We start from the raw sequence: 12,776 nt of genomic DNA on the forward strand, positions 1-12,776 counted from the left end.
GGCGTCATTGTCGGTCACCGACGCGGGGCCGGGCCGGGCGGGCCGCCGAGGCGCTGAGGGCGGCGGGGAGCATCAGGACCGCGACGACGAGCAGCGCCTCCAGCGTGCCGACGTGGTCGCCGACGACGCCGAGGAGCGGCGGCCCGGCGAGGAACGCCGAGTAGCCGATCGTCGAGACGACGCTGACCCGGGCGGCGGAACGCGCGCGGTCGTCGGCGGCGGCGCTCATGCCCACGGGGAAGCCCAGCGAGGCGCCGAGTCCCCACGCCAGGATGCCGACAGCGACGACGAGCGGGTGCTGGCCGAGGACCACCAGCAGGATCCCGACCCCGGCCGTGGCCGCGGTCAGCCGCAGCACCGGCACCCGGCCGAAGCGGTCCAGGAAGACCGGCCCCAGCAGCCGTCCGGTCGTCATCGCGCACACGAAGAGCGCGTAGCCGGCGACGCCGACCCAGTGCCGGGCGTCGTACCCGTCGATGAGCGCGAGGGCCAGCCAGTCGTTGGCGGTGCCCTCGACGAGCGCGAAGGCCAGCACCATCGCCCCGATGGCGAGGGTCCGCGGCTCCGTCCACGCCGAGGCGGCACTCCGGACCGGCTCGTCCCGTTCCGGCTCGGCGGGCAGGAACGAGCGCGAGGCGTGGACGGCCAGCGTCAGCGCGACCGCGGCGACCACGCCGAAGTGCACCAGCAGGGGTACGTCGGCCGCGGCCATCGGGATCCCGATCCCGGCTCCGAGGATCGACCCGATGCTCCAGCCCGCGTGGAAGCGCGGCATCACGGTCCGCTCGAGGCGGCGTTCCACCTCCGCCGCCTCGACGTTCATCGCGACGTCCCAGATCCCGACGCCGACGCCGTGCAGGAACAGGCCCAGGGCCGCCAGCGGCAGCACCTCCGCGACGCCCGCTCCGATCGCGGCGAGGACCAGTCCGCACACGTCGAGGACCGCGCCCAGCCGGACCACGCTCGCCGCGCTGGAGCGCTGGATCAGCGCGCCGATGGTCGGCAGGGTCAGCACCGAGCCGGCGGCGATCGCCAGGAGCAGCAGACCCAGCTCGCCGTTGCTGAGGTCGAGGTGCTCGCGTACGAGCGGGATCCGGGACACCAGCGTCGCGAACAGCAGGCCGTTGAGCGCGAAGGACAGTCCCGCCGCGTTGCGGGCGGAGATCACCTCGGTGGGCACGCGCGGCAGTCCATCAGAAGCCGTGTCGCGCCCGCACATCGGCGAGCCACCGACCGACCAGCGGGATCCGCCACTCCTCGCACTGCGCGGCCGCGCGGTCGGCGTACGACGTGGCGGCGGCGGGGTCACCCGCCGCGGCGGCCGCGAGGGCCAGGTAGGCCCGCACCGGGCCGACGTTGAGGTCGGAGCCGAAGGAGCAGGCCATGTCGGCCAGCGGATCGAGGACCTCGCGGCAGGCGACGGCCAGCTCCCGGTCGCCGAGCTCGAGCGCGACCTCCGCCGCGAAGCAGCCGTTGGCGAGGGACACGATGGTGTCCTGCTCCAGCTGCGCGCCGTGCTCGGCGTGGTGCGCGCGGGCCTCCGCCTCGCGTCCCGCGCGGAGCAGCAACGCCGTCACCACGGCCGGCACCGCGTGGGCCGGCCCCGCCCAGGCGGCGAGCAGCGGGAGCACCTCGGCACAGCGGCCCTCCCACAGCCGGACGGCGATGGTGGCGCTGACGACAGCGTGGTCGGCGAAGTCGTGGGAGATCTGGCGGGCGGTGGCGCCGAGGTGGTCGAGACGCTCGGCGCACCTCTCGAACCGGCCGGCCATCGCGAGCCACGGGATCTCCGCGCTGTCCAGCACGGACTCGCCGTACCCGATGCGCAGCCGGCGCGCCTCCTCGCGCGCCTCGCGGACGGCCGCGTCGAACTCCGTACGACGGCCCAGCTCGCTGTAGGCCACGGCCTGCAGGCAGGCCGAGACCAGATGCGCGCGCTCCTCGCCGAGCCGCGCCGCCAGGGCCATCGACTCCGTGGTCCACCCCAGCCGCTCCGGCGCGGTCCGGGCCACCCACAGGGACACGCAGGCGACCTGGCAGGCGTCCACCAGGAGCATCTCGTCGCCGAGCCGGCGGGCGATGGCGAACGCCTCGTCCACCAGCGCTCGCCGGTCGGGGAACGACGTGCGGTGGTGCAGCTCGTTGGCCAGGGCGAGCAGCACCCGCGCGCGCAGCGGCGAGTCTCCCTCCGGCAGCCCGACGAGGCTGGTCCGCAGCGCGCTGACGACGGTGTCGTTCACCTGGCCGTCGGGGGCCGAGCGCCACAGCGTCCCGAAGGTCGGCGCGATCGCGGCCCCCGCGACGGCCGCCGGGTCCCCCATCTCGCGCGCCACGGTCACGGCCTGCTCGACGGTCGCGACCAGCTGCGGCAGCAGCGCCGCCCACCGGTACGCGTCGACGAGCTGCATCAGCACGGCGTACCGGGCGTACGGCGTCGCCTCCGGGTCGGCGTCCAGCGAGGCGAGGGCGTCCGTGAGCAGCGCGGCCGCCTCGTCGTGGGCGTGCAGCGCCCGGGCGATCAGCGCCGCGTCCACGGCCGCCTGCCAGGCACGTCGGGCGTACGACGGTCCCGCGGCCCGCCAGTGGATCGCCACCTCGGTCTCCCGCCCGACGGCGGTGGCGAGGACCTCGGCGACGCGGGCGTGCGCCCGGGCTCGCCGGGAGGCGGACATGGACGAGCGCAGCGTGTCGCGGACGAGCGCGTGGGAGAACCGGAACTCGTCGACGCCCTCCTCGTGCACCAGGCCGGCGACGAGGGCGGGCTCGACGAGATCGAGCACGTCGTCCTCGTCGACCCCCGCGGCCGCGGCCAGGGTGGGGGTGTCGAAGGCCCGGCCGACGACGGCGGCGATCCGCAGGAGCGCCAGGGTCTCCTCGGGCAGCCGGCCCAGCCGGCGGGTGAGCACCTCGCCGATCCCGGTCGGTGGACCCTCCTCGTCGAGCAGAGCGTCCAGGCCGGCCCGCTCCCCCGCGAGCCGGGCGTACTCCACCAGGAAGAACGGGTTGCCTTCCGTGCGCGTCCGCAGGTGCTCGGCGAGCACTCCCGACGGCCGGGCCGACGTCACGCCCTCCACGAGCCCCGCGACCGACTCCCGGTCGAGCCCGCCGAGCTGGACGCGGACGGCGTGCCGACGGGCCAGGGTCTCGGCCAGGTCGGCCAGCGCCCCGGTCGGCATGGGGTGGTCGCGCCAGGTGCCGAGCACGAGGAGCCGGGCCGCCTCGGTCGTCTCCGCGACCAGGCGGAGCACCCGCAGCGTGGCGCCGTCGGCCCAGTGCAGGTCCTCCAGGACCACGACCGTCGGTGCGTCCGCGGCCGCGCTGCGCAGGGCGCCGGCCACGAGCTCGGCCTGGCGGAACTGGCCGCCGGTGTCGGCCTCGCCGAGGTCAACGTCGGCGCCGAGGGCCTGCAGCACGGTCCGCCACGGCCACAGCGGCGGGGCGCCGTCGTCCTGCGAGCACTGGCCCACCAGCACCCGGGCGCCGCGCGTCCTGGCCAGGGCCGCGAGCTCGGCCGCGAGCCGCGACTTGCCGATGCCGGGCTCGCCGGTAAGGACGGCGTACCGCGCCCGTCCGCCCTCCGCCGCCTCGAGCGCCGCCACCAGCTGCTGCAGCTCGTCGGAGCGGCCGACCATCGGCCACGGCGCGACCGCCTCGGCGAGGGGAAGCGGCGGTGGTTCGGCGGTCGCGACCGCGGCCGCCGGCTGCCCGACGGACTCAGCGGGCGCCAGCCAGTCCAGGTCCGGGTCCTGCCGGAGCACCGCCGTCTGCAGCGCCCGCAGCTCGGCCGACGGCTCCAGCCCCAGCTCGACGTCCAGCACCTCGCGCACCCGACGCAGGGTCTCCAGGGCATCCGCCTGCCGTCCCGACCGGGTGAGCGCGAGCGCCCGGAGCCACCACAGGCGCTCCCGCAGGGGATGGGCGTCGGTGAGGGCCTCCAGGTCCGCGGCGACCGTGCGGTGGTGACCGAGCGCCAGCTCGGCGACGGCGCGGTCCTCCAGCGCGACGAGGCGCAGCTCCTCGAGGCGGTGCCGCTCGGCCACGGCACCCGGCGCCTCGCTCAGCTCGCCGTACGGCGTGCCGCGCCAGCGGGCCAGCGCCGCGTCGAGACCAGAGACGACGTCGGCGAGCGCGGCGGCGTCGAGCGGGGAGCGCGCGAGCACCGGCACCTCCTGCAGCCGACCGTGCTCGGCGGCGGCCTCCCGCTCGAAGCGGACCGCGTCGAACGCGTCCTCGGGAAGTCGCAGGGCGTAGCCCGGAGCGACGGTGACCAGCACGGTGGCCGGTGCCCGGCGGACCCGGTCGGGCTCGAGCGACCGGCGCAGCGACGAGATGTAGCCCTGCAGGGTCGCGACGCTGCCGGGCGGCGGCTCGTCGCCCCAGAGCAGGTCCACGATGCCGTCCACCGAGACCGCCCGGCCGCGGGCCAGCGCCAGACCCGCCACCAGCGCGCGCTGCTTCGGGGTGCCGAGGTCGATCCGGGAGCCCTCGTGCGTCGCCTCGACCGGACCGAGGACCCCAACCTCCACGCCGGAAGCATAGGGAATCCGGGCCTTCCCGGGGCGCGGACCTGCCCTCGCGGTCGGACTCCAGTCCGTTCCCAGCGGGCTCCCAGTGGCGGAGGCGATGGTGGCCACACCCACCGATCGATCCCCGACAACCCAGACAACGGAGTCAGCATGACCATCGACATCACCCGCACCGGAGCCGAGAGCCTGCGCGGCCTCTGCGGCGGCCGCGTCCACCTGCCCGGCGACCCCGGGTACGACGCCGCCCGGGTGGCCTGGAACCTGGCGGTCGACCAGCGCCCGGCCGCCGTCGTCCTCCCCCGCGACGCCGCCGAGGTGGTCGAGGTGGTCCGCGCGGCCGCCGCGGCCGGCCTCCGGGTCGCCCCGCAGACGACCGGCCACAACGCCGGTCCGCTCGCCGGACGCGGCCTCGACGGCGTCGTCCTGCTCCGCCTCTCCGGACTGGACGGAGCCACGGCCGACCCGCGCCACGGCATCGTCCGCGTGGGTGGCGGGACCCTCTGGGAGCCCGCGGTCGACGCGGCGGCGGCCCACGGATCGGCCGTGCTGCACGGCTCGTCGCCCGACGTCGGCATCGCCGGCTACACCCTCGGCGGCGGCATCGGCTGGTACGCGCGCAAGCTCGGCCTCGCCGCCAACAGCCTCACGGCCGTCGAGATGGTCCTCGCCGACGGGACCCGGGTCCGCGTCGACGCGGAGCACGACGCCGACCTGTTCTGGGCGGTCCGCGGCGGAGGCGGCAGCTTCGGCGTCGTCACCGCGCTCGAGCTCCGCACCTTCCCCATCTCGACGGCGTACGCCGGGTTCCTGCTCTGGGACCTCGCGGACGTCGAGCCCGTGCTGCGGGAGTGGGCCGCGTGGGCGCCGGAGGCCCCCGACGAGGTCACCACCTCCTTCCGGGCGATGCGGCTGCCCCCGCTCCCCGAGCTGCCCGAGTTCCTGCGTGGCCGTTCGGTCGCGGTCATCGACGGGGCCGTGCTCGGCTCCGACGAGCGCGGGACCGAGCTGCTCGCCGGGCTCCGCGCGCTCCGGCCCGAGGTGGACACCTTCGGCCGGGTCCCGGCGAAGTCGCTGGTTCGGCTGCACATGGATCCCGAGGGCGGCGCCCCGGCCGTGTCGGGCAGCTCGATGCTGCACTCCTTCCCCGACGCCGCCGTCGACGCGTTCCTGGCCGAGGCCGGCCCGGACGCCCGGACCTCGCTGATGGCGGCCGAGCTCCGCCAGCTCGGCGGCGCCCTCGGACGGCCCGACCCGACGGGCGGGGCACTGGCCGGACTCGACGGCCAGTTCCTGACCTTCGCCGGAGCAATGGTCGTCGACGCCGACTCCGCCGCCCGAGGTCTCGCCGACGCGGCGCGGCTCGGCGAGGCGCTCGCGCCGTTCGACAACGGCCGGGCCTACCTCAACTTCGCCGAGACCCCGGTCTCGACGCGGTCGGCGTACGGCGCGGACCGCTGGGAGCGGCTGACCCGGCTGCGCGCCGTGGTCGACCCCGACGGCCTGTTCGCCGCCAACCACCCGGTCGAGTAGGGCGTGCCTCAGACCTGGCGTCAGACCTGGCGCTGGTCCCAGTCCGTGCCCGGCGGACGGGCCTCCAGCCAGGCCTGGAAGCCGGTCAGCGAGGCGGCGCTCATGGCGAGCTCGAGCTCACCGTCCCGGTCCCGGAGCTCGATGACCAGGTGATCGGGGTAGAGCGCGAACTCCTCGGCACCCTCGGGGGTACGGCGGTTGTCGAAGCTCAGCTCGGAACGCAGCCAGCTGGCCTTCGGGCGGGGCGAGAGGGAGAAGATGCGGAACCACTCCAGGGTCTCCCCCGAGTAGCGACCGAGCCCGAGAAGCCAACCGCGCCCGGCCCTCGTGGACCCGACGCGGTAGCTGAGCTCGAAGGTGCCTCCGTGCCGGGAGAGCACCCGGCGGCGGACGATGAGGCCGACGCCGTAGCAGAGCAGGAGAACGAGCAGCAGGACGGCCGAGTCGAGCAGCCACTGCCACACCGGCATTCCGTCCCCCTTGCCACCGGACGCGAACCGGTCGATCGACCCCGCGCAGAGTCACCCTAGCGGGCGAGTGACAACGCGAAGCGGCCGGGTCCGGCACACCGGACCCGGCCGCTTTCGACACAGGGGACTTCGTTCAGGAGGCCTTCTCGACCGCCCGGATCTGAGCCTCGGCGAGGCGGATCCGGCGCTCGGGCTCGTCGGGGACGTTGATCTCCCCGGCCCGGGCCGCCTCCAGCTCGGCGCGAGCCTCGTCGATGTTGATCTCGTCGGAGAGCAGCGAGCGCTCGGACAGGATCGAGACCCGGTCACCCGCGACCGAGAGGAACCCACCGTCGACGGTCGCGATGACGACACTGCCGTCGACCTGGGCGATCTCGACGACCGCCTCGGTCAGCAGGGACAGCATCGGGGCGTGCCCACGCAGCACACCGACATCGCCCTCGACCGTCCGCGCGATGACCATGGTGGCCTCGCCGGACCAGACCGTACGGTCCGCCGCGACGAGCTCCACCTGCAGGGCAGAGCCGGATTCCTGGGAGGCCATCAGAGGTTCTTCTGGATCTCGGCCCACTTGGCCTCGACGTCGTCGAGACCGCCGCACATGAAGAACGCCTGCTCGGCGACGTGGTCGTAGTCACCGTCGGCGATCTTGTTGAACGCCTCGATGGTGTCCTTGACCGGGACCGTCGAGCCCTCGATGCCGGTGAACTGCTTGGCGACGTAGGTGTTCTGCGACAGGAACCGCTGGATGCGGCGAGCGCGGGACACGATGATCTTGTCCTCTTCGGACAGCTCGTCGACACCGAGGATGGCGATGATGTCCTGGAGCTCCTTGTTGCGCTGCAGGATCTGCTTGATCCGGATGGCGCAGTCGTAGTGCTCCTGCCCGATGTACTGGGCGTCGAGGATCCGCGAGGTCGACGTCAGCGGGTCCACCGCGGGGTAGATGCCGAGCGAGGCGATCTCACGGGAGAGCTCGGTCGTCGCGTCCAGGTGGGCGAAGGTCGTGGCCGGCGCCGGGTCGGTGTAGTCGTCCGCGGGGACGTAGATCGCCTGCAGCGAGGTGATCGAGTTGCCTCGCGTCGAGGTGATCCGCTCCTGGAGCTGACCCATCTCGTCGGCCAGGTTGGGCTGGTAACCCACGGCGGAGGGCATCCGACCCAGCAGGGTCGAGACCTCGGAGCCGGCCTGGGTGAACCGGAAGATGTTGTCGATGAAGAGCAGCACGTCCTGGTTCTGCACGTCGCGGAAGTACTCCGCCATCGTCAGCGCGGACAGCGCGACCCGCAGCCGGGTGCCCGGCGGCTCGTCCATCTGGCCGAACACGAGGGCGGTCTGGCCGAGAACGCCGGCCTCCTCCATCTCGGCGATGAGGTCGTTGCCCTCACGGGTGCGCTCACCGACGCCGGCGAACACCGACACACCGCCGTGGTCCTTCGCGACTCGCGCGATCATCTCCTGGATGAGCACGGTCTTGCCGACCCCGGCACCGCCGAACAGGCCGATCTTGCCGCCGTTGACGTACGGCGTCAGCAGGTCGATGACCTTGATGCCGGTCTCGAACATCGTGGTCTTCGACTCGAGCTGGTCGAAGGCGGGCGCCTTGCGGTGGATGCCCCACCGCTCGTTGATCTCGAGCTTCTCGCCCTCCGCGAGGTTCAGCACGTCGCCGGTCGCGTTGAACACGTGACCCTTGGTGACGTCGCCGACCGGGACCGTGATCGGGCCGCCGGTGTCGGTGACCGTCGCGCCGCGGACCAGGCCGTCGGTCGACTGCATCGAGATGGCACGGACCATGCCGTCACCGATGTGCAGCGCGACCTCGAGGATCAGGGTCTTGCTCTCGCCGTTGAGCTCGAGCTGGACCTCGAGCTTGTTGTAGATGTCCGGCATCGCGTCGGACGGGAACTCCACGTCCACGACGGGGCCGGTCACGCGGGCGATCCGGCCGGTGCTCCCGGCCGACGCCTGCTGGGTCTCTTCCACAGTGGCAGTCATAACTCTCTCACTCACTCCCGGCTTGTGAGTCGGCGAGCGCGTTGACGCCACCGACGATCTCGCTGATTTCCTGGGTAATGCCGGCCTGACGGGCCTGGTTGGCGATGCGGGTGTACTTCTTGATCAGCTCTTCGGCGTTGTCCGTGGCGGACTTCATCGCCTTCTGCCGGGCAGCGAGCTCGGACGCCGCCGCCTGCAGCAGTGCGAAGAAGATCCGGCTCTGGACGTACTGCGGCAGCAGCCCGTCCAGCACCGCCTCCGGGGACGGCTCGAACTCGTAGAGCGGAAGCACCTCGTGCGCCTCGGGCTTCTCCTCGCCCTCGACGACCTCCAGCGGGAGCAGCCGCACCGCGGTCGGCTCCTGGACCAGCATCGAGCGGAACCGCGTGAAGACCAGGTGCACCTCGTCGACGTCGCCGTCCTCGCCCTGCTCCTTGAGGAAGGAGTCGATCAGCGTCTGCCCGATCTCCGCCGCGACGTCGTACGACGGCTGGTCGGAGAAGCCGGTCCAGGTCTGGACGACCGGGCGGTTGCGGAACTTGAAGTACGCCTCGCCCTTGCGACCGGTGATGTACCAGTCGATCTCCTTGCCCTCGCCGCGCAGCTTCTCGGCGAGCCGCTCGGCCTCCTTGAGCACGCTCGAGGAGTAGGCGCCGGCGAGGCCCCGGTCGCTGGTCACGATCAGGACCGCGGCCCGCTTGGGGTTCTCCTCCTCGCGGGTCAGCGGGTGGTCGACGTTCGAGAACGTCGCCACCGCCGACACCGCGCGGGTCAGCTCACGGGCGTACGGCGCCGCCGCCTGTGCCCGCTGCTGCGCCTTGATGATGCGGGACGCAGCGATGAGCTCCATGGCGCGCGTGATCTTCTTCATCGACTCCGTCGACTTGATCCGCGCGCGGTACTCACGCAGCGATACGGCCATGGTTCAGCCCCGCTTCTGCTTGACGATCTGCTCCTGGTCCTCGTCCTCCAGCGCCTCGGCGGGGGCCTCGTGGCCGACCTTGATCGACCCGCCCTCGGAGGTCTCGAACTGGTCGAGGAAGGAGTCGTAGGCACCCTCGAGCGACGACGCGGTGTCGTCGTCGAACTTCAGGGACTCGCGGATCGCGGACAGGATGCCCTCGTGCGAGCGGCGCAGGTAGTCGAGGAACTCGTTCTCGAAGCGGAGCACGTCCTCGACCGGGACCTTGTCGAGCCGGCCGGTGGTGCCGACCCACAGGGAGACGGTCATCTCCTCGACGGGGTACGGCGAGTACGCGGGCTGCTTCAGCAGCGCCATCAGGCGCTGGCCGCGGTCGAGCTGCTGGCGCGAGGCCGCGTCGAGGTCGGAGGCGAACATCGCGAACGCCTCCATCGCGCGGAACTGCGCCAGGTCGACCTTCAGCGAGCCGGTGACGGCCTTCATCGCCTTGGTCATCGCCGAGCCACCCACGCGGGAGACCGACACACCGACGTCGATCGCCGGGCGCTGGTTGGCCGCGAACAGGTCCGACTGCAGGAAGATCTGGCCGTCGGTGATCGAGATGACGTTGGTCGGGATGAACGCCGAGACGTCGTTGGCCTTGGTCTCGATGATCGGCAGACCCGTCATCGAGCCCTTGCCCATCTCGTCGGAGAGCTTGGCGCAACGCTCGAGGAGCCGGCTGTGCAGGTAGAAGACGTCACCCGGGTACGCCTCGCGGCCCGGCGGGCGGCGCAGCAGCAGCGACACGGCGCGGTAGGCCTCGGCCTGCTTGGTCAGGTCGTCGAACACGATCAGGACGTGCTTGCCCTCGTACATCCAGTGCTGGCCGATGGCCGAGCCGGTGTAGGGGGCGAGGTACTTGAAGCCAGCCGAGTCCGACGCGGGGGCGGCGACGATGGTGGTGTACTCCAGCGCGCCGGCCTCCTCGAGCGCGCCGCGCACCGAGGCGATGGTCGAGCCCTTCTGACCGATGGCGACGTAGATGCAGCGGACCTGCTTGTCCGGGTCGCCGGTCGCCCAGTACTGCTTCTGGTTGATGATCGTGTCGATCGCGACCGTGGTCTTGCCGGTCGCGCGGTCGCCGATGATCAGCTGGCGCTGGCCGCGGCCGATCGGCGTCATGGCGTCGATCGCCTTGATGCCGGTCGCGAGCGGCTCGTGCACCGACTTGCGCTGCACCACCGAGGGCGCCTGGAGCTCGAGCGCGCGGCGCCCGACGGTCTCGATGTCGCCGAGGCCGTCGATCGCGTTGCCGAGCGGGTCCACGACGCGGCCGAGGTAGCCGTCGCCGACGGGCACGGAGAGCACCTCGCCGGTCCGGCGGACCGTCTGGCCCTCCTCGATCTTGTCGAAGTCACCGAGGACGACGGCGCCGATCTCGCGGGTGTCGAGGTTCAGGGCCAGGCCCAGCGTGCCGTCCTCGAACTCGAGCAGCTCGTTCGCCATCGCCGAGGGCAGACCGCTGATACGCGCGATGCCGTCACCGGCCTCCGCGACCGTGCCGACCTCTTCCTTGCTGGCCGCCTCGGGCTGGTAGTCGGCGACGTACTTCTGCAGCGCGTCGCGGATCTCCTCCGGACGGATGGAGAGCTCCGTCATCGTTGTGCCTTCTCTCTTGTCTCTACTGACGTCTGGGTGGTGTGGGGTCAGCCCACGAGCCGGCGGCGTGCGTCGTCGAGACGGCTGGAGACCGTCCCGTCGATGACGTCGTCGCCGATCTCGACGCGGATGCCGCCGAGCACGCTCGGGTCGACGACGAGGTTGAGGTGGACCGGGCGGCCGTACTGGCTCGAGAGCACCTGCTCGAGGCGCCCCCGCTCCGCGTCCGACAGCTCCCGGGCGACCCGGACGGTGGCAACGCCCTGTCCGTGCACCTCGGCCGCGATCTTCTGGTACTCGTTCAGCGCGGCGACCACCGTGCGGTGGGTGCCGGAGAGCGAGCGTGCCGCGAGCGAGACGGTGGCCGGGAGGGCCTTGCCGTCGAGCAGCCCGTGCAGCAGCGCGCTCTTGTCCTGGATCGTCCGAGCCGGGTCCGAGAGCGCGTCGCGCAGCTCGGGGCTGGCCGTGACGACCTGGGCGAAGGAGAACAGCTCGTCGGAGAGCCGCGCTCCGTCCCCACCCGCGGACCGGACAGCCGCGACGACGCTCAGGTGCTCGAGCGTGTCGGCCAGGTCCCGGGCCGTGGTCCACCGGCTCGACACGGCCGTGGTGAGGACGGCGAGCGTGCCGCCCTCCACCTTGCCGCCGAACACCTGCTGGACCAGTCCGGTCTTGGCCTCCGTCGGAACGGAGCCGTCGGTCGCGAACCGTCGCAGTGCCCCTTCGGAGCGCAGCGTCGTCGCGACGGAGAACAGCTCCTCGCTGAGCGTCGACGCCGACGAGCCGGGGCCGGAGAGCACGCTCTCCAGCTCAGTGGTCAGCGCCGCGAGGGCGTCGGCCGAGGCACCGCGCAGGCTCATCAGTTGACCCCGCTCCCGGGCGTACCGGCCTCGAGGTCGGCGAGGAACCGCTCGACGACGCGCGCCTGACGCGCATCGTCGTCGAGGCTCTCGCCGACGATCCGGCCGGCGAGGTTGGTGGCCAGGGTGCCGACCTCGGCCCGCAGCGAGGTGACCGCCTGCTGGCGCTCCGCCTCGATCTGGGTCTTGCCGTGGTCGACGATCCGGGCTGCCTCCGTCTGGGCCTGCTCCCGCATCTCCGCCACGATGGCGGCGCCCTGCTCCCGAGCCTCCTCGCGGATCCGAGCGGCCTCGTGCCGAGCGTCGGCGAGCTGCTTCTCGAGCTCGGCGAGCTTGGCATCGGCCTCGGCCTGCTTGGTCTCGGCAGCGGCCAGGCCGCCTTCGATGGCCTTGGCTCGCTCGGTGTAGATCTCCTCGAACTTCGGCGCGACGAACTTCTTCACGGCGAAGAACAGCAGCCCGAACACCACGAGCGAGAGAACGATCTCGACCGTGTGCGGCAGGAGCGGGTTCAGCTCTCCTGCGAGGGGGGCGAGTTGTGCGTGCATGGCAGGTCCTTCCGGTGTCCTACGTCAGCGGTCGGGACCGTCAGCTGAGAACGAACGCGAGGGCGATACCGATGATCGCGAGCGCCTCGGCGAGCGCGAAGCCCAGGATGGCGATCGACTGCAGGCGGCTCTGGGCCTCCGGCTGACGCGCGACGCCGCTGATGTAGGCGGCGAAGATCAGGCCGATGCCGATGCCCGGGCCGATGGCCGCGAGGCCGTAGCCGATCATGTTGAGCGAGCCGTTCAGGGTGCCGTCCACGGCGTTTTCCTTTCGGTTGTTT

At 72.5% G+C, this 12,776-nt stretch carries 11 protein-coding genes; 1 reads left to right on the forward strand and 10 read right to left on the reverse strand.

Annotated elements, in window-relative coordinates:
- Positions 1-4 precede the first annotated feature (4 nt).
- Together VMF51_RS21550 and VMF51_RS21555 are read right to left on the reverse strand one after the other, a co-directional pair.
- Positions 5-1,180 (reverse strand): MFS transporter, encoded by a 1,176-nt coding sequence (locus VMF51_RS21550; protein ID WP_325476530.1) that lies wholly within the window; start codon positions 1,178-1,180, stop codon positions 5-7.
- 13 nt (positions 1,181-1,193) lie between these two features.
- Positions 1,194-4,526 carry a BTAD domain-containing putative transcriptional regulator gene (locus VMF51_RS21555; RefSeq protein WP_325476531.1) on the reverse strand — a complete coding sequence of 1,111 codons (3,333 nt, stop codon included), beginning with the start codon at positions 4,524-4,526 and terminating at the stop codon, positions 1,194-1,196.
- A gap of 150 nt (positions 4,527-4,676) precedes the next feature.
- On the opposite strand from VMF51_RS21555, the gene VMF51_RS21560 reads away from it, so the two are divergent.
- Positions 4,677-6,056, forward strand: a complete 1,380-nt coding sequence (locus tag VMF51_RS21560) for an FAD-binding oxidoreductase (RefSeq protein ID WP_325476532.1) — start codon at positions 4,677-4,679, stop codon at positions 6,054-6,056.
- A gap of 20 nt (positions 6,057-6,076) precedes the next feature.
- Here the strand turns inward: VMF51_RS21560 and VMF51_RS21565 are convergent, their stop codons facing one another.
- From VMF51_RS21565 to atpE, 8 genes are all read right to left on the reverse strand, one after another.
- Positions 6,077-6,526 (reverse strand): DUF2550 domain-containing protein, encoded by a 450-nt coding sequence (locus tag VMF51_RS21565; protein WP_325476533.1) that lies wholly within the window; start codon positions 6,524-6,526, stop codon positions 6,077-6,079.
- A gap of 133 nt (positions 6,527-6,659) precedes the next feature.
- Positions 6,660-7,070, reverse strand: coding sequence for a F0F1 ATP synthase subunit epsilon (locus tag VMF51_RS21570; RefSeq protein ID WP_325476534.1), 411 nt, complete (start codon positions 7,068-7,070; stop codon positions 6,660-6,662).
- Entirely contained in the window at positions 7,070-8,539 is a 1,470-nt protein-coding gene (gene atpD, locus VMF51_RS21575; protein WP_414689492.1) for a F0F1 ATP synthase subunit beta, read from the reverse strand. Before atpD ends, VMF51_RS21570 begins: the two co-directional genes overlap by 1 nt.
- A complete protein-coding gene (locus VMF51_RS21580; RefSeq protein WP_325476536.1) occupies positions 8,532-9,446 on the reverse strand; it encodes a F0F1 ATP synthase subunit gamma in 915 nt (304 codons plus the stop codon). The genes atpD and VMF51_RS21580 overlap by 8 nt, the downstream gene beginning before the upstream one ends.
- Before the next feature lie 3 nt (positions 9,447-9,449).
- The gene (gene atpA, locus VMF51_RS21585) at positions 9,450-11,087 is read right to left on the reverse strand and encodes a F0F1 ATP synthase subunit alpha (RefSeq protein WP_325476537.1); all 1,638 of its coding nucleotides are present in this window, start codon (positions 11,085-11,087) and stop codon (positions 9,450-9,452) included.
- A gap of 47 nt (positions 11,088-11,134) precedes the next feature.
- Positions 11,135-11,947: a F0F1 ATP synthase subunit delta gene (locus VMF51_RS21590; protein WP_325476538.1), complete on the reverse strand. Its 813-nt coding sequence runs from the start codon at positions 11,945-11,947 to the stop codon at positions 11,135-11,137.
- Positions 11,947-12,495, reverse strand: coding sequence for a F0F1 ATP synthase subunit B (locus VMF51_RS21595; protein ID WP_325476539.1), 549 nt, complete (start codon positions 12,493-12,495; stop codon positions 11,947-11,949). Before VMF51_RS21595 ends, VMF51_RS21590 begins: the two co-directional genes overlap by 1 nt.
- Before the next feature lie 40 nt (positions 12,496-12,535).
- Positions 12,536-12,724, reverse strand: coding sequence for an ATP synthase F0 subunit C (atpE, locus tag VMF51_RS21600; RefSeq protein ID WP_414689493.1), 189 nt, complete (start codon positions 12,722-12,724; stop codon positions 12,536-12,538).
- Positions 12,725-12,776: the final 52 nt, after the last annotated feature.

This window comes from Nocardioides sp. (assembly GCF_035503875.1).
Classification (GTDB): Bacteria; Actinomycetota; Actinomycetes; order Propionibacteriales; family Nocardioidaceae; genus Nocardioides.